Origin of the sequence: uncultured Megamonas sp., from assembly GCF_958438645.1 — a bacterium.
In the GTDB taxonomy this organism is placed as follows: domain Bacteria; phylum Bacillota; class Negativicutes; order Selenomonadales; family Selenomonadaceae; genus Megamonas.
In genome coordinates this window covers 59,018-76,209 of the sequence record NZ_CAUBSM010000005.1, presented here as the reverse complement: position 1 = coordinate 76,209, position 17,192 = coordinate 59,018, and the positions used below count along the sequence as shown (strand labels likewise).

Genomic DNA, 17,192 nt, shown 5'->3' with positions numbered 1-17,192 from the left:
AAGGAATAATAAATGACATTTACTGATGAAGAAATGAAAAAATGTTTTCAAATATTAGACGAACTACTAGAAGAGTATAATATTCCAAATAAACTATCGCCTGATGGAATATCTAGGATTGATGGCATGACAGTTGATGAATATTTTAAGAAGAATCCTTTGTTTGAAGAAGATAGGGGGAAATAATATGAAATTTTATGTTTTAACACTAACAAAAGAAATACCACGTTATGATTATGACTTAGAAGATTGGATAAGCGATTATGAAGATATTTGTGTTGGTGTATTTGACAATAGAGATAAAGCTAAAGATGTAGCAAAAAGACATTTTAAAAACTGTGATATTTTTGATATAAGCTTTTTTCGTATTACAGAATGTGAATTAAATGAAATTACAGATATAAGTCAAGAATATATATGTTAATTTAAAAAGGAGAATATACAATGAACGAATTACAACTAATTAACGAACACGGAAAAATTTATGCTGACAGTCGTCAGGTGGCTGAAATGATTGGGAAAGACCATGCAATGCTAATGCGTTCAATACGTAATTATGAAGAAATTTTAGCCACTGCAAAATTGCAGGCACCTGATTTCTTTATTAAATCTAGTTATTTAGACAATCAAGGAAAGCGTAGACCTTGTTACAAACTTACTCGCAAAGGTTGCGATATGGTCGCAAATAAATTAACTGGCGAAAAAGGTATCTTATTTACTGCTGAATATGTAACCAGATTTGAAGAAATGGAAAAACAACTTAATCAAATTAGTGAAACTAAGATAACAGAATACCAACAAAAAGAATTAGAAATTAGAGAAAATGAAGCTAAAGCAAAAGTTGCTGAATTGTGGATAAAACTAGGGGATAGAACTAATATTCCAGAATATAGACAGATTACTGATAGCTATGCTTCATTAGCTCTTGCTGGTAAGCCTGTACTACCATTGCCAGAAGTAAAAGAAAAGACTTATTCAGCTGGAGAAATCGGTAAAATTTTAGGAGTATCAGCAAATAAAATTGGTAGATTAGCGAATGAGTTTAATTTAAAAACAGAAAAATATGGCAAATACTTCTATGATAAATCACAGTATTCTAATAAAGAAGTTGAAAGTTTTAGGTACTATAATAGTGCTATTGATGTATTTAAGGAGTTGTTGGCATAGTGTTTACCCATTTACACGTCCATAGCGACCATAGTTTATTTGATGGCTACCAAACTATTGATGAAATATTAAATAGAGTTAAGGAGCTTGGACAAGAAGCTGTTGCAATAACAGAACATGGGACAATGGCAAGTATAATTGAATTTCACAAGAAAACTTTAGAACAGGATATTAAGCCTATTATTGGTTGTGAGTTCTATTTTTGTGAAGATAAATTTATAAAAGATAGAGCGTTTACACACCATCTTATTTTACTTGCCAAAAATAAAACAGGTTATATGAACCTAAAAAAAATGAATAAGATTGCATTTAATAAAGATGATGGGCATTTCTATTTTAAGCCTAGAATAGACTCTAAAGAATTAACGGAATATTCAGACGGATTGATTTGTTTAAGTGCTTGTTTAGCATCTATAATCAATACCGAAGATGGAGAAAAATGGGTACAATATTTTAAAAATATTTTTGGTGATGATTTTTATTTAGAGGTGCAGCCACACCCTATTGATGAACAAAAAGAATATAATTTTAAATTATTATCTTATTGTGCAAGGTATAAAGTTAAAGCTGTTGTTACAACAGATGCACATTATTCTAAAAAAGAAGATGCTGTATGGCATAAAAAATGGATAGGGTTACAAAAAGGTGAATATTATACCACTGATACTAACTATCTATGGAGCGAAGATGAATTATTAAATTCTAATTTTCTGCCACAAAACATCACACGAGAATTAATTAGAAATACACAAGAAATCACCAATAAGGTTGAAATATATGATTTAGCCCCTGCTGGTAATCATTTTCCAACATATCCAACTAATAATGCCTGTGAAAAGATTAAAGAAATTTGTAGAGGTGTATGGAAGGATAAAGTTCCACGAGGACATTATAAAGAATACGGGGATAGATTTTTGTATGAATTATCTATGCTTGAAAAATGTGGATATACAAATTATCTACTATTAACATGGGATTTTCTTAACTGGTGTAAAGAAAAGAAGATTCTTACTGGTGTTGGTCGTGGCTCTGTAGGTGGAAGTGTAGTTGCTTGGCTTCTTGGTATTCATCACGTAGACCCTATAAAATATAATCTTTTGTTTGAACGTTTTTGTAATCCAGAAAGAGTTTCCGCACCAGATATTGACAATGACCTACAAACATCAAGACGAGGTGAAGCAATAGGTTATTTAATAGATAAATATGGCAATGTAATGAAAATAAGAACTTATTCTTATCTTGGAAATAAAAGTGCTATTAAACGTGCAGGTCAAGTTTTAGGAATTGAACCTACCATTGTTAATGATATTACCAAACAAATTGAGGAAATAGATGATGTTATTAATGTTAGAGTTAAAGTTAATAAAGAGAAACTCATAGATACAGCTAAACATTTTTATGGAAGAATGGGTGCTTTTGGTAGTCATGCTTCAGCTGTTTTGATAACACCAGATGATACGATTAATTATGTTCCAATCGAATATCAAAGTGTATCTGATGAATCACTTGATGGTGAAAGAATTTGGACACAAGTAGCCTCAGGCGATTTCCATGATTTAGAAAACTTTGGATTGATGAAATTAGATGTACTAGGGTTAAACACTTTAGATGTTATAGATAACACTTTAAAACAGATTAAAGATAAAGTTGATATATATAACTTAGATACAAATGATGAAAAAGTATTTAAATTGTATCAAAAAGATAATTTATTAGGTTGCTTCCAAATGGATTCAAGCGGTATGCGAAAACTAGCTAAAGATATGAAAGTTAACTGCTTTGAAAATATTATTGCCTTAGTTGCCTTGTTTAGACCGGGGCCGCTAGGAAGTGGGTTAGTTGATTCTTATGTAAATGGCAAAAATGGTGGACGAATTATTTACCTTTGCAAAGAAATAGAAGAAGTTTTAAGTCCTACTTATAACGTTATTGTATATCAAGAGCAAGTAATGTTGCTTGCACAGAAATTAGCAGGATATACAATGGGACAAGCCGATATGTTGAGAAAAATTATTGGCAGAAAAGAGGAAGATAAAATTGAAAAGGCAACTCAAGACTTTAAAGAAGCAGTAATTAAAAATGGGTTTAGCAAAGAAATTGCTGAATACATTGGTAATCAAATTAAAGCTGCTGGTAGATACATTTTTTAATAAATCTCATGCTACCGCATATGGATATTTGAGTTATATTACAGCATATTTAAAAGTCTATTATCCTAAAGAGTTTATGTGTGCTTTAATAAACTCAAAAAAAGACCAAAAAGACGTTGCACCTTATGTAGAAGAATGTAAACGCTTAAAAATAAAAATATTGCCACCAGATTTACGCAAAGGAAACTTAGAATGGCAGGCTGAAGAAGAAGGTATTAGAGTTGGTTTAACCTATATTCGTAATGTTGGTTCACAGGTTGATACTATTCATTACAAGGATTATCAAGATATTGTTGAACATAACAATAAAAAGATTACTGAAGGTTTAATCAAAGCTGGTGCTATGGATTTCTTGAATATACCTAGAGGAAAAATGCTTATGCAGTTAGTTTCCATGCAAGACTTTCTAAAAAGAAAGAATACTTGCAAACAAAAAGTAGATGAAAATTCTCTAGCACTCGAAAATGCTAAATTAAAAAATGATGCTAAAGAAATTAGAAAATATGAACGACAGTTAGCATCATGGAAAGAAAAGTTAGAAAAATGCACTTTAGAAGAAACTACAGATTGGCAAGAAGTATCTAACTGTCAATTGGAAAATGAGGTGCTAAAGTTTACTTTTTCAGAAGTGCCACGAGTAAAAGATGCTACGATTAAACAAATAAAATTGCATAAAGATAAAAAAGGAAAAGAAATGGCTTTTGTTGTGTTTAGCACTAATTATAGAGAATATAATTGCACTATATTTGCAAAACAATGGAAAGCATGGAGAGATAATTTTTCTATAGGTGCTAAATGTAAAATAGCCTGCTCTAATAGTCAAAACCCAATTCTTGATGATTTTGTATTAATGTAAAACAAAAAGCTCTCTATAGCCTTGTTATAAACTGTAGAGAGCTTCCAAAGGAGGAATTTATATTGAATTTTGATGAATTTAATTTAAATGATGAAGTTTATACACCAGATGAAGTAGCAACTTTATTGAAAATCCCTAAAAGTACAGTTGGTTATTTATTGAGAAATGGAGAAATGAGAGGTACTAAAATTGGCAGACAATGGAGAATAACAAAGAAAAATTTAGAAATTTACTTAGATGATAATACTGTTATTTAAAGCAATGGGTAGCACTTTGTAGCACTTTTGTATAAAAATAATGCTCTAAAACATTGATATATAAGGTTTTATATCACAAATTTAAAATTTTAATTAATCAATTAAGATATGATATAATATACAAACAATAATCATTTAAAGAGAGTGTGTTTTTTATCATGATTCTAACAATAGAAAATCTATGTAAAACTTATGGAGAAAAAGTTTTATTTGAAAATGTAAATTTCAGTCTATCTGATGGCGATAAAATTGGTATTGTTGGCGTAAATGGTACTGGTAAATCAACTTTTATCAAAGTAATCGCTGGTCTTATCCCTCAAGATAGTGGTAATATTATTGCCGGTAAAAATATAAATATAGAGTATTTATCTCAAGATAAAATCTTTAATCCTGAAAATACCATTTTAATGGAAGTTTTTCAGGGAAACCAACCTATAATGAAAACACTTTATGAATATGAAATTACTTTAGCTCAAAGTCAAAAATATCCTCAAAATGATGAATTACAAACAAAAATCATTCAATTAACTAGTAAAATTGATGAATTAAATGGCTGGCAGTTAGAAAGTGATGCTAAAACCATTCTAACTAAATTAGGTATTATGGATTTTTCTGCTAAAATAAAAACTCTATCCGGAGGACAACAAAAACGACTTGCTTTAGCTACAGCGTTAATTCAACCATGTGATTTATTATTACTTGATGAACCAACAAACCATTTAGATAGTGAAACCATCGCATGGCTTGAAGAATATCTTCATAAATTAAAATGTGCTTTAATCATGGTAACACATGATAGATATTTCCTTGATTCTGTTGCTACTAAAATATTAGAATTGGATAAAGGAAAATCTTATGTTTATACAGGCAATTATACTCAATTCTTAGAATTAAAAACTGCCAGAAAAGAACGCGAAGAAGCTTCCGAACAAAAACGTCAAAACTTCCTACGCAATGAATTAAAATGGATACGTCGAGGTGCACAAGCTCGTTCTACAAAACAAAGAGCTAGAATACAGCGTTTTGAAGAAGTAAAAAATCAAAAAGTAAACATCGATAACAGTAAAATTGAAATGGGACTTGCAGGCTCTCGTTTAGGTCGTACTGTAATTGAATTAGAAAATGTAAATTATACTGTAGATAATAAAACAATCATCAAAGATTTTACTTATACAGTTTTAAGAAATGATCGTATTGGTATTTTAGGACCTAATGGTTCTGGAAAAACTACTTTATTAAATATCATAGCAGGTATCTTACCACCAACAACTGGTACAGTAAATATAGGGCAAACCGTAAAAATTGGTTATTTTGCTCAAAAAAATATTGATATGGATGAAAGACTTCGCCCTATTGAATATATTAAAGAAGTCGCTCATCACATAACATTAGCTGATGGTACACAACTAAGTGCATCTCAATTAATGGAAAGATTTTTATTCCCAGGTACATTACAATGGACTCCTATCAGTAAATTATCCGGTGGTGAAAAACGTCGTTTATTTTTATTACGTATATTAATGAGTTCACCAAATGTATTGTTATTAGATGAACCTACAAATGATTTAGATTTACAAACCATGTCTATCTTAGAAGAATTCATTGATAATTTTAATGGTGCTATCATATTTGTATCTCATGACCGCTTTTTCATTGACCGTCTAGCTGATAAAGTCTTTGTATATCAAAAAGATGGTTCTCTTCGTCAATATCCTGGTGGATACTCCTATTACAAAGGTATTGAAGAAAAAGAATTGGCTACATTAGAAAAGGGAAAAAATACTGAAGCCAAAAATTCCACTTCTGATACAGAAAAAACACTTAAAAATATTGCAACTAAAATTGAACCTGTAAAAAAACTTTCTTTTAAAGAACAAAAAGAATATGCTGAAATTGAAGCCATAATTGCCGAAACAGAAGGTAAACTAAAAGTAGTGCAACTTCAAATGAGTCAAAATGCTTCTGACTATGGCAAATTAAATGAACTCACTAAAGAAGAAACTGCTTTACAAGAAAGATTAGATTATTTAATGGATCGCTGGGCATATCTTGAAGAATTAGCCGAAAATAGTAAATAAATATAATAAAAAAAGTAATAAAAAAGAAGCTTTTTGTCTAAATATAGATGAAAAGCTTCTTTCTTTATAAAAATAAACTTAATTTTATTCTATTTTTTTATAATTTACTCATAAATTTTTCATTATTTATGATGAATCTTTCATGTACTCCCTTGCCAATGACTTTATGTGTATCTTTTGCTTCAACTATAAAAGTTAATTTTCTACCTTCAATTTTATCCAAAACTGCTGTTGCTGTTACAATATCATCCATTGCTGTTGGTGCTACATGGGCAATATCTAATTTTATGCCTACAGTACCTTCTCCTTCTTCTAAATAATCTTTTAATGCTGTACATGCAGCTTCTTCCATCAATGCTACCATAGCAGGAGTTGCAAAAACAGGCAACGCACCACTTTTCATATTTTTAGCTGTATTATTCTTTGATACTTTTACTTTAGCTTGTCCAATAATTCCACTTTTTAAATCCAACATAAAAATCCTTCCTATCTCTAAAAAATCTATTTCTATTTTAACATACATAAAAAAATTATCTATGAATTATTTAAACAAATAATTTATAAATATTCAAACTACTTTTATTGTTAAAATAATGTATACAATGTTCTAATAATATTTACATTGACTTAACACTTTATTACTACTATAATGATAAAGGTGTTTTTTTATATATTGTTAAATTGTTAATTTGTTAACTGCATAAAATAACAATATATCTATAGGCTTTATACAATAATATTATTAAAGGAGTTTTTTTAATGAAAAAGTTACGCATTAATTTAACTGCTCAAATTTTTCTTGGGTTAGTCTTAGGTGCTATCTTTGGTTACTTTTTACCCGATATCGGCTCACAATTAAAACCGCTAGGCGATGCATTTATTCGCATGATTAAAATGATCGTTGTTCCTCTTATTTTTAGTACTTTAATCATCGGCATTGCAGGCACAGGCGATTTCAAAAAACTTGGTCGCTTAGGTGGTAAAGCCATAATTTGGTTTGAAGTTGCTAGTAGTTTAGCTCTAGTTGTTGGTCTTGTTATTGTAAATGTACTTCAACCTGGTGTTGGTGTTTCTCTTCCTTCTATTGGGGCTTCTGCTGGTGCTAATGCTGCCGCTACTGCAGAATCTTTCAGTATTTCCATGCACTTATTAAATATCATTCCTGCTAACATCGTTGAAGCTTGTGCCAAAAGCGACATGTTACAGATCATCTTCTTTAGTTGTTTCTTTGGTGTAGCTTTAGCCCATATCGGTGAAAAAGGAAAAATCGTTGTAGAATGTTGCCGTGGAATAGCTGAAGCAATGTTCAAAGTTACTCACTACGTCATGTTATTTGCTCCAATTGGTATTTTTGCTATGATTTCTTATACTGTTGGCACATTCGGCTTAGAAATGCTCATTCCTCTTGGAAAATTAGTATTCTCTCTTTATTTTGCAATTATTGTTTTCTTAATTATTCTTGCAACTATTGCCTCTATTATAACTAAATTAAATTTCTGGCACATCTTTAAAGTTTTACGTGAACCTTTATTATTAGGTTATTCTACTGCTAGTAGTGAAGCCGCATTACCAATAGCTATGAAATGTTTAGAAAAATTAGGTTTACCAAAACATGTCATCACATTTGTTATGCCAACAGGTTATTCTTTTAATCTTGACGGCTCAACTTTATATAGTTCCTTGGCAGTTATTTTCTTAGCTCAAATGTATGATATTGATTTTGGTATCACTCAACAAATCATGATGTTACTTACACTTATGATTTCTACTAAAGGTATTGCTGGTGTTCCGGGTGCTTCTATCATTGTAATCGCTGGTACAGCTGCTTCTTTTGGTATTCCAACAGAAGGTATCGCTATTATCTTAGGTGTAGACCGCATTATGGATATGGCTCGTACATTCTGCAATATCTTTGGTAACTGTATTGCTACTGTTGTAGTTGGTCTTTGGGAACGTGAAATTTCTCGTAGTGAAATAAAATCTTCCTATAAAAATAATTTTAAAGAAGATACTTTAGCCTAAAATAATAAAATAAGATAATAATAAAGCTCCTTAAAAGCTGTCCACTGACTTTTAAGGAGCTTTATTTATTATTTAGCTTTCAACCAAATAGCCATTTCATTTTCACCGCGATTAAAGGCACAAAAATATGGTATTAGTTTTAACTTAATAATCTCTGTATTATTTTGTTTTACGTCTATATTTCTATACAAGACATCATTCCACTGCTTATCTAAAATTAATTTTTCAGCTTCTAATTCTAATTTTACAATGTCCCCTAAGCTATCATTATCCTTATATTCATTTATTTTCTTATTTGTATCTATAGTTATCAAATGCAAATTAGCTCCATTATCCACACCTTCTGCACAATAAATAATAGGGCCTCTTTGTATAGCGACTTTGCCATAATCTTCACGAACTAAAGGATTTGTACAAACAAAATTAGCTTCTATTTGTATATCAAAAATAACTATATCTCCTTTTTCCCAAGTTTTATCTATAATAGCATATCCTTTTTCTATTTTAGGTATAAATTCTTTACCATTTAGCTTGAATGAATATCTATTTGCCCAACTAGGAATACGTAAACCTAATTTAAATGTTGCCTCACTATTTACTTTAAAAGTAATTTTTCCATCCCATGGATAATCTGTAATTTCTTCAATACTTATCACTTGATTATTAATTTTAAAATCAGATTTATTACTTACATATAAATTACTATAAATAGCATCATCTTTTACTGTATACATATATTCATCTAAAGAACTTAATAATCTAGCTAAATTAGGTGGACAACATGCACAACCAAACCACGCTGGACGAACAGTTTTTACATGTGATTTACCTGGATCTTTATGACTTAATTGAGGAACAACTTCCAATGGATTTACATAAAAGAAATGTTTCCCATCAAGAGCCATACCATCTATAACTGTATTATATAAAGCTTTTTCCATTATATCTGCATATTGACTATCCACATCTAATTTTAACATATTATTTGCAAAAAAGATCAATCCTATAGAGGCACATGTTTCACAATACATTGTATCATTTGGCAAATCATAATCTGCAGTAAATGCTTCTCCTATAACAGTAGAACCTATACCACCTGTTATATACATACGTTTAGTAACAATATTCTTCCATAAACGTTTACAAGCTTCAAACATTTTTTCATCATTATTTAAACGAGCCAACATAGCCATACCTGTACACATATACATAACACGTACGGCATGTCCTTCAGCTGTTTCTTGTTCCAAAATAGGCTTATGATTTTGATAATATTCTGGCTTAAAACTTTCCATACCTTCAATTACAGGTTTAGTTGAAGGATCTGTTTTCTGTTGTTCTTTAAAGAAATTTGGATTTTTTCCACGTTCATATAAGAAGAAATTTGCTAATTTCTTATATTTATCATTTTTTGTAAGTTCAAATAAACGAAGTAATGCCAATTCTATTTCTTCGTGTCCATCATATCCATGAATTTTTCCATCTTCACTGCCAAAAACATCATCAATATGATCTGCCAATTTACAAGCAATATCTAATATTTCTTGATTTTTTGTAACACTATAATAGCCAACTGCTGCTTCAATAAAATGCCCTGCACAATAAAGTTCATGACTCTGATATAAACGTTTATATCTACGCTCTGGTGCTTCTATAGTGAAATATGTGTTTAAATATCCATCACTTTGTTGTGCTTTTGCTAATAAATCTACTACCTCATCTGCAATTTTTTGTAAATCGTCATCTTGATGTTGATGTAATGCATATGCTACTGCTTCAAGCCATTTATAAACATCACTATCTTGAAAAACCATTCCATAATGTTTTCCTTTGCTTATTCCAGCTGCAATTTTAAAATTTTCAATAGCATGGCTTTTCTCTGCTGGTATATGATCTGCATCTCTTTCTTTTTCAATTTTAATATCAGCTTCATCATTTAATACTGACCATTGAAAAGGTAACATTTCTTCACGGATTAAATTTATATATTGTTGCCAAAATGGTGCTGTTATTTTTATTTTATTTTCAAACATAATAAATCTCCTTAATAATAATCGATTTTCATCTATTAACTATTTTTTATTAACTATTTCTTTTTGCTAAATCTAAAAGAATATTATTTTCATTTTGTTCATACTTACGATAAAAAAGCATAGGAATAATTCCACATAAGAAAATTATTGCAGGAAGCCATGTAAATACGAATTGTATACCAAATAATGCTGTTGAAGATTGTACTGCATTAGGCACATAACCAAATAAATTCATAACAGCTGCTGGAATAAAACCGCCTATTCCAGAGCCAGCTTTGATACAAAATGCACTTCCTATAGCTGTTAAAAATCCACTAGCACGAATACCTGTTTTCCATTCTCCAAAATCAACTGTATCTGAAAGCATAGCAAATGGCATTGAACATGCTATACCTTGCCCTAAAGAAGCAATAATCCAAAAAATAATCATTAATTCTATATTAGTGCCTACAAAGAAAATACCAATATGTCCGCCTGCAACTAGAATAAAACCTAAAATCATTGTTCCATATTTATTAAATCTTTTTACCAATAATGGAATAGAAATCATACCTACAACTTGAACCAACATTATGCCATTTATAAATGCTGTTAAACTTTTATCTCCTAGATAATATTGACAATAATACACTACAGTGGATAAACGTATAGTTAATGCTATCCAAAAAATCAAATTAGCTATAACAACCAATATCCATGGCCAATTACCTTTTATTGCTTTTACACTATCTTTTATTGGTATACTTTTTATTTTTTCTACGTTAACTTCACGTAAATTCTTAAAAGCTACTATAAATAAAACAATAGCGATAATACCAAAAAATGCTAATGTATATGAAAACCCTTTTTGTTCATTTCCTTCACCAAAAAAAGCAACCAAAGGCAATGTAAAAGTCATACAGATAAATGCCCCTATATTACCGCCAACCATACGAAATGTATTTAATATAACACGTTCACCTGGACGATGAGTTAAATTCGGTAATATTGAAGTAATTGCTGTTTGTATCCCCGTATAAAAAATTCCTGCTAATATATAAGTAACTACAGCATAAATTATTTTTGTTGTACCTGATAGAGCTGGTGTAGTAAATGTAAGCCACATAAATACAGCAAATGGTACACATAACCATAAAAAGTATGGTCTAGATTGTCCATATTTAGATTTAGTATGGTCAACAATAAAACCCCAAACAGGAGCATCTATTGCATCTAATAAACGAGTAAACAATAAAATTGCTCCAGCTGTAGCAACAGATAAACCAAAAACATCTGTATAGAAATACAACAAATAAGAACCTATTATACAATATAATAAATTTCCGCATCCATCAGTTAAACCATAACTTAAACGACCAGATAATGGTACTTTATGATTAATTTGATTATTATTCATATTTAAAACCACCTTATTTTTTTTAGTCACGTAACTTTTAACTGTTTATATTTTATATAATTATTTGAAAACTTTAAATAAATAAAATTAACATTTAATAGTATAATATTAGCATAAATAGTATAATAAAATTATCATAACTAATAAAAAAATATCTATTGTAATATTAATAATTATCAATATTACGCTTAGATTCAACTTTTATTACTATAACGAAATTAATATTTGAGGTGATTTTTTGTATATTATTTTTACTTGTCCACCTTTACCTCATTTAATAGTAGGAGGTAAATCATTATATCGAGTAGGCGATTTACATTTAAGAAGAATCATGCCGTCTACATTTGACTTAATATTTGTAACTGCTGGCAAACTTTATTTAGAAGAAAATTCTCAAAAATATATTCTCAAAAAAGGAGAATTCTTAATTTTACCACCAAATAGATTACACAAAGGATATAAATGTTGTGATGAAGCTACAGATTTCTTTTGGCTACATTTTTATACTACTGGTAAATTCAAATATATGGATAAACCTATCTACGATAAAAATCACAAACAAAAAGCAAATTATCAATTTACTAAAGAACCTTTCCATATATCATTACCTCAACATGGTTCACTAACAGTCGAACAACAATCTCAAATGGCTGAATATATGAATACTATTGTTCAAGTAAAAATTGATAAAACTAAACCCAAAAAAGATTTCTATTCTTCAACTGTTTCTCAATTAAAGAGCCAACAATTATTTTTTTCTATTTTAAGCATTCTTTGTGATATTCATGAGCCAAATACTAAAAATGTAGCAGAAAAAATTTATGAACATTTTTCTCTATTCTATACAGAAAGCTTTGATTTAAAAAAACTATCTGATGAATATGCTTTTCATCCTACACATATAATTCGTTGCGTAAAAAATAAATATGGCTTGAGTCCACTACAACTACTCTTGCACATACGCATACAAAAGGCTAAAGAATTATTAACATACACAAACTTTTCTATTAATAAAGTGGCTATATCTGTAGGATTTGATGATAATGCATATTTTACTAAACAATTTAAACGTATAGTCGGCACTACTCCCACAAATTATAGAAAACAAAATCTAAAATCAATCTAGGTATTATTTTAATTAAAATAGCTATAATAAAACAAAAATGCTATAATAAAACATATTGTAAAGGAGGACATATGGCTACAAAAAAGAAATTTTACGCAGTAAAAAAGGGTTACCAAACAGGAATATTCACTACTTGGGCTGAATGCCAAAAACAAACACAAGGTTTTAAAGGAGCATTATTTAAATCTTTTCCCACAAAAGAAGAAGCTCAAAACTATTTAGAAGATAAACCTTCTACCAATATTTCTGAACAAGATGATGATCGTTATTATATTTATGTAGATGGCTCATATATAAATAGTGAATATAGCTGGGGTATGGCTATTTTTTATAAAGGTAAATTAATAGATACTTTCAATGGAAAAGGCACTTCCATAGATGCTAGCGAACTACATAACGTAGCGGGAGAAATCCAAGGTGCTATGGAAGCTACCAAATGGGCTATTGCTCACGATGAAAAAATTGTAATCTGCCACGATTATATTGGCTTATCTGAATGGGCTTTAGGCAATTGGAAAACAAATAAAGAATTGACTAAAGCATATGCTAAATTCATGAAACCATATTTACATCTAGTGACCTTCAAAAAAGTAGCAGGTCATACAGGAGTATTAGGTAATGAACTTGCTGACAAATTAGCTAAACAAGCTTTAGGTTTATAATAAATTGCTTAATAAAATTAGAGGAGGAATAAAAATTTGACTACTACAGATAATTCATTGACTTTAGGTATAGAATCTAGCTGTGATGAAACTTCTGTTGCTATCTTACGTGGTGGCAGAGAAATACTAGCTAATGTAATTTCTACTCAAATTCCAATTCATCAAAAATTCGGAGGTGTCGTTCCTGAAATCGCCTCTCGTAAACATATTGTTAATATCATGCCTGTTTTAGATGAAGCCTTACACAAAGCAAATGTTACTTTAAAAGATATCGATCGCATTGCTGTAGCGTATGGCCCAGGATTAGTAGGTGCTTTACTTGTAGGCGTATCTGCTGCTAAAACATTAGCTTTTGCTTTAGATAAACCACTAATTGGTGTAAATCACTTAGAAGGTCATATCTTCGCCAATTTCTTATCCACACCTGAACTCCAACCACCATTTATGGCTCTCGTAGTTTCCGGTGGACATACTTCCCTAGTTCACGTAAAAGACTATAATCATTTTTCCCTAATGGGACAAACTCGTGATGATGCAGCTGGTGAAGCTTTTGATAAAGTAGCTCGTGTAATGGGATTACCTTATCCAGGTGGCCCTCAAATTGATAAATTAGCTAAAGAAGGAAATCCTGATGCCATTGATTTCCCTATGGCATTAAATGAAAAAGGTAACTATGAATTCAGCTTCAGTGGCTTAAAATCAGCTGTGCTCAATTATTTAAACAATATGAAAGCAAAACGTATCGAAATCAACAAAGCTGATGTTGCCGCTTCCTTCCAAAAATCAGTAGTTAATATCTTAGTGCATAAAGCTGTAGAAGCAACTCGTCAAACTAACATGACAAAACTCGTACTTGCCGGTGGCGTAGCAGCAAATAGTTCCCTAGAAGGACATCTCCAAAAAGCATGCAAAGAAAATGGCTTAGAATTTTACTACCCAAGCAAAATCTTATGCACAGACAACGCTGCCATGATAGCCTGCCGTGGCTACTACCAAGCCCAAGCAGGAGACTTTGCCGATAGCAACCTAAACGCTATCCCTTATCTAGAACTAACTGACAAAGAATAAGGATTTATTCATTTTTCTTTTATCTAAAAGAAAAAATCCCGCGATATTGATTTTACTTTGATAAAGATAAAATTATGTCTACAACGTCCAAAACTCACTTTGTTCAAACAGTTGGACTAAAAACATAGCCATAATTTTATCTTTATCAATAGCTTTCAGCTACCGTAAAATCTGCTAATGCGGGAAATTTTGGTATTATTTAAAAACAATTACAAAATAATAATTTGTAACTTTTATTTTCCGCATTATAAAATTTTAATGGTAATCGCAAGATTATTGAAAACAATTATCACTGAATACGGTTTTAGTCTGAATGTTTGAGCGAAGCGAGTTTCTAAGCGTTGTATGAAGTGATAATTATTTTCAAAATTAAAATTTTATCTGCGGTGATTTCTTTGGTTCGTTTCTTTGTCATCAAAGAAATGAACTAATACTTAAAGTGGGCGATTTTTTATGTTAGAGATATTTTCTGATACTTCGTTATTATTAGCTATTGGTATAGCTTTTATTTCTACGTTAATCCAATCCTTGACGGGTTTTGGATTTGCTATTGTTTCTACGCCATTGCTTTTAATGGTCTATGATGCCAAAGAAGTCGTTGTACTTTTGCAATTTTTATCTGTTGTTCTTGATACTGTCTTTGTATTTTTTGTCAAAGATAATATTGATTGGCATTTTCTAAAACCATTGCTGATAGGCTCAGTAATTGGTCATCCTATTGGTATTCTCATCTATCTATTTGTGCCTACCATGGGATTAAAAATTTTCATAGCAGCTGTTATCCTATTATTTTTATTTCTCACTAAAATTTATCGTAAACGAGTTACGGAAACTTCCTGTAAAACAGGATTTATTGGTTGTTTATCTGGTATTTTAAATACTTCTACCAGTATGAGTGGCCCACCTCTTATTATTTATTTAACATCTACCAATCGTGATAAAACATCTTTACGTGCCACTTGCATTGCTTATTTTACTATTATCAATTATTTAGGTATCTTTGCTTTTTATTTAGCAGGAAAAGATTTTTCATTTGCTATTGAACAAAGCCTCTATATTATCCCCTTCTGTTTTATCGCTTTATGGTTAGGTAATAAATTATTTCCATATGTTTCTCAAAAAATATTTAATCGACTCGTTTTTGTTATGTTATTATTCAGTGCTTTATATACTATTTATTCAGCTATCAATTAAAAGATAAAGGAGAACTATATGCATAAAGTTGCTGTTGTTACTGGTGGAGCTAGAGGTATTGGCAAAGCCATTTGTGATGAATTCAAAGCTCGAAATATTACAGTATGTACTATTGATGTTTTACCTAATGATTATTTTGTTGGCGATATTGCTGATGAAAAAATATTGACGCAATTTGCCCAAAAAGTAATTGATGAGCATACAAAAATAGATTATTTAATCAATAATGCTTGTCTTATGAAAGGTGGCTTAACTACTGCTTCTTATGAAGATTTTCTCTATGTACTAAAAGTTGGTGCTGTAGCTCCTTTTATGCTCACTAAATTATTTATGAACCATCTTCAAGACAATGCTAGCATCGTAAATATTTCTTCTAGCCGTCATTTGATGAGTCAAGCAGATACTGAAAGTTACACTGCTGCTAAAGGAGCAATTTCTTCACTAACTCATGCTATGGCAGTAACATTACGTGGAAAAGCTCGTGTAAATAGTATTTCTCCTGGTTGGATAGATACTACAAATAGTAAATTTTCCTCAGCAGATAAACTTCAACATTTAGTAAATCGCGTTGGTGTCCCAAAAGATATTGTAAATGCTGTGATGTTTCTTTGCAGTGAAAAATCTTCATTTATCACCGGTCAAGATATCGTCGTTGATGGTGGCATGACGAAACAAATGATTTACCATGACGATTATGATTGGTATTACAATAAATAAAGGTATTCTTCCTTGATACACAGAATTATATTATATAAATATCTATAATATAAAAATATGTATATAAGTATAGGAGGAATTTTTATGGGATTATTTGATAATCTTTTAGGCAATGCCTCTAAAGCAAATCTTGATGATATCCGCCAAGATTACGCTAAATTATTAGCTAATGGTGAAAGCATTCAACAGGCTTATGAAATCTTTCGTGATTTATTTATTTTTACCGACAAACGCCTTATCCTTGTGGATAAACAAGGTCTTACAGGCAAAAAAACACAATATCATTCTATACCATATAAAAGCATAAGACATTTCAGCATTGAAACAGCTGGTCATTTCGATTTAGATGCTGAATTAAAAATATATGTCGCTGGTATGGATATGCCTATTAGCAAAAAATTTGATAAAAGTTTAGACATTTATCAACTACAAGCTATTTTAGCTGAATATGTATTACGTTAAAATA

Annotated in this window: 17 protein-coding genes; 14 read left to right on the top strand and 3 right to left on the bottom strand. The window is 30.4% G+C overall.

The genetic code is table 11. The features are described from left to right. The first annotated feature begins 12 nt into the window (after window positions 1-12). The 7 genes from Q5I67_RS05790 (at window position 13) to Q5I67_RS05760 (ending at window position 6,508) form a co-directional block, all read left to right on the top strand. On the top strand, window positions 13-186 hold the full coding sequence (locus tag Q5I67_RS05790) for a hypothetical protein (protein WP_302486672.1): 174 nt from the start codon (window positions 13-15) through the stop codon (window positions 184-186). A gap of 1 nt (window position 187) precedes the next feature. Beyond that, entirely contained in the window at window positions 188-424 is a 237-nt protein-coding gene (locus Q5I67_RS05785; RefSeq protein WP_270348579.1) for a hypothetical protein, read from the top strand. Window positions 425-444: 20 nt separating this feature from the next. Further along, a complete protein-coding gene (locus Q5I67_RS05780; RefSeq protein ID WP_302486671.1) occupies window positions 445-1,167 on the top strand; it encodes a Rha family transcriptional regulator in 723 nt (240 codons plus the stop codon). Beyond that, complete coding sequence (gene dnaE / locus Q5I67_RS05775) at window positions 1,167-3,317, top strand: DNA polymerase III subunit alpha (protein ID WP_302486670.1); 2,151 nt, start codon at window positions 1,167-1,169, stop codon at window positions 3,315-3,317. The genes Q5I67_RS05780 and dnaE overlap by 1 nt, the downstream gene beginning before the upstream one ends. Beyond that, window positions 3,265-4,173, top strand: coding sequence for a hypothetical protein (locus Q5I67_RS05770; RefSeq protein ID WP_302486669.1), 909 nt, complete (start codon window positions 3,265-3,267; stop codon window positions 4,171-4,173). The genes dnaE and Q5I67_RS05770 overlap by 53 nt, the downstream gene beginning before the upstream one ends. A gap of 62 nt (window positions 4,174-4,235) precedes the next feature. Next, complete coding sequence (locus Q5I67_RS05765) at window positions 4,236-4,430, top strand: helix-turn-helix domain-containing protein (protein WP_302486668.1); 195 nt, start codon at window positions 4,236-4,238, stop codon at window positions 4,428-4,430. 158 nt (window positions 4,431-4,588) lie between these two features. Continuing rightward, the gene (locus Q5I67_RS05760; protein ID WP_302486667.1) at window positions 4,589-6,508 is read left to right on the top strand and encodes an ABC-F family ATP-binding cassette domain-containing protein; all 1,920 of its coding nucleotides are present in this window, start codon (window positions 4,589-4,591) and stop codon (window positions 6,506-6,508) included. A 97-nt stretch (window positions 6,509-6,605) separates the two neighbouring features. On the opposite strand, the gene Q5I67_RS05755 is transcribed toward Q5I67_RS05760, so the two are convergent. Further along, complete coding sequence (locus Q5I67_RS05755) at window positions 6,606-6,983, bottom strand: thioesterase family protein (RefSeq protein WP_296898578.1); 378 nt, start codon at window positions 6,981-6,983, stop codon at window positions 6,606-6,608. A gap of 284 nt (window positions 6,984-7,267) precedes the next feature. On the opposite strand from Q5I67_RS05755, the gene Q5I67_RS05750 reads away from it, so the two are divergent. Further along, window positions 7,268-8,530, top strand: a complete 1,263-nt coding sequence (locus Q5I67_RS05750; RefSeq protein WP_296898580.1) for a dicarboxylate/amino acid:cation symporter — start codon at window positions 7,268-7,270, stop codon at window positions 8,528-8,530. A gap of 68 nt (window positions 8,531-8,598) precedes the next feature. Here Q5I67_RS05750 and Q5I67_RS05745 read toward each other — a convergent pair whose 3' ends face one another. Then, the gene (locus Q5I67_RS05745; RefSeq protein ID WP_302486666.1) at window positions 8,599-10,563 is read right to left on the bottom strand and encodes a glycoside hydrolase family 127 protein; all 1,965 of its coding nucleotides are present in this window, start codon (window positions 10,561-10,563) and stop codon (window positions 8,599-8,601) included. A 49-nt stretch (window positions 10,564-10,612) separates the two neighbouring features. Then, a complete protein-coding gene (locus Q5I67_RS05740; RefSeq protein ID WP_302486665.1) occupies window positions 10,613-11,959 on the bottom strand; it encodes an MFS transporter in 1,347 nt (448 codons plus the stop codon). 238 nt (window positions 11,960-12,197) lie between these two features. Here Q5I67_RS05740 and Q5I67_RS05735 point away from each other — a divergent pair, with 238 nt between their 5' ends. The 6 genes from Q5I67_RS05735 (at window position 12,198) to Q5I67_RS05710 (ending at window position 17,188) form a co-directional block, all read left to right on the top strand. Further along, window positions 12,198-13,085: a helix-turn-helix domain-containing protein gene (locus Q5I67_RS05735; RefSeq protein WP_302486664.1), complete on the top strand. Its 888-nt coding sequence runs from the start codon at window positions 12,198-12,200 to the stop codon at window positions 13,083-13,085. 71 nt (window positions 13,086-13,156) lie between these two features. Beyond that, complete coding sequence (locus tag Q5I67_RS05730) at window positions 13,157-13,747, top strand: ribonuclease H family protein (RefSeq protein ID WP_302486663.1); 591 nt, start codon at window positions 13,157-13,159, stop codon at window positions 13,745-13,747. A 36-nt stretch (window positions 13,748-13,783) separates the two neighbouring features. Then, window positions 13,784-14,815, top strand: coding sequence for a tRNA (adenosine(37)-N6)-threonylcarbamoyltransferase complex transferase subunit TsaD (gene tsaD, locus Q5I67_RS05725; protein WP_302486662.1), 1,032 nt, complete (start codon window positions 13,784-13,786; stop codon window positions 14,813-14,815). 453 nt (window positions 14,816-15,268) lie between these two features. Next, entirely contained in the window at window positions 15,269-16,009 is a 741-nt protein-coding gene (locus Q5I67_RS05720; protein WP_302486661.1) for a sulfite exporter TauE/SafE family protein, read from the top strand. An 18-nt stretch (window positions 16,010-16,027) separates the two neighbouring features. Beyond that, a complete protein-coding gene (locus tag Q5I67_RS05715) occupies window positions 16,028-16,726 on the top strand; it encodes an SDR family oxidoreductase (RefSeq protein WP_302486660.1) in 699 nt (232 codons plus the stop codon). Between the two features lie 84 nt (window positions 16,727-16,810). Further along, entirely contained in the window at window positions 16,811-17,188 is a 378-nt protein-coding gene (locus Q5I67_RS05710) for a PH domain-containing protein (RefSeq protein ID WP_117584861.1), read from the top strand. Window positions 17,189-17,192: the final 4 nt, after the last annotated feature.

Coding starts and splice junctions, on each gene's coding strand:
- Q5I67_RS05790 (WP_302486672.1), top strand. CDS start 13: ATGACATTTACTGATGAAGAAATGAAAAAATGTTTTCAAATATTAGAC.
- Q5I67_RS05785 (WP_270348579.1), top strand. CDS start 188: ATGAAATTTTATGTTTTAACACTAACAAAAGAAATACCACGTTATGAT.
- Q5I67_RS05780 (WP_302486671.1), top strand. CDS start 445: ATGAACGAATTACAACTAATTAACGAACACGGAAAAATTTATGCTGAC.
- Q5I67_RS05760 (WP_302486667.1), top strand. CDS start 4,589: ATGATTCTAACAATAGAAAATCTATGTAAAACTTATGGAGAAAAAGTT.
- Q5I67_RS05755 (WP_296898578.1), bottom strand. CDS start 6,983: ATGTTGGATTTAAAAAGTGGAATTATTGGACAAGCTAAAGTAAAAGTA.
- Q5I67_RS05750 (WP_296898580.1), top strand. CDS start 7,268: ATGAAAAAGTTACGCATTAATTTAACTGCTCAAATTTTTCTTGGGTTA.
- Q5I67_RS05745 (WP_302486666.1), bottom strand. CDS start 10,563: ATGTTTGAAAATAAAATAAAAATAACAGCACCATTTTGGCAACAATAT.
- Q5I67_RS05740 (WP_302486665.1), bottom strand. CDS start 11,959: ATGAATAATAATCAAATTAATCATAAAGTACCATTATCTGGTCGTTTA.
- Q5I67_RS05730 (WP_302486663.1), top strand. CDS start 13,157: ATGGCTACAAAAAAGAAATTTTACGCAGTAAAAAAGGGTTACCAAACA.
- Q5I67_RS05720 (WP_302486661.1), top strand. CDS start 15,269: ATGTTAGAGATATTTTCTGATACTTCGTTATTATTAGCTATTGGTATA.
- Q5I67_RS05715 (WP_302486660.1), top strand. CDS start 16,028: ATGCATAAAGTTGCTGTTGTTACTGGTGGAGCTAGAGGTATTGGCAAA.
- Q5I67_RS05710 (WP_117584861.1), top strand. CDS start 16,811: ATGGGATTATTTGATAATCTTTTAGGCAATGCCTCTAAAGCAAATCTT.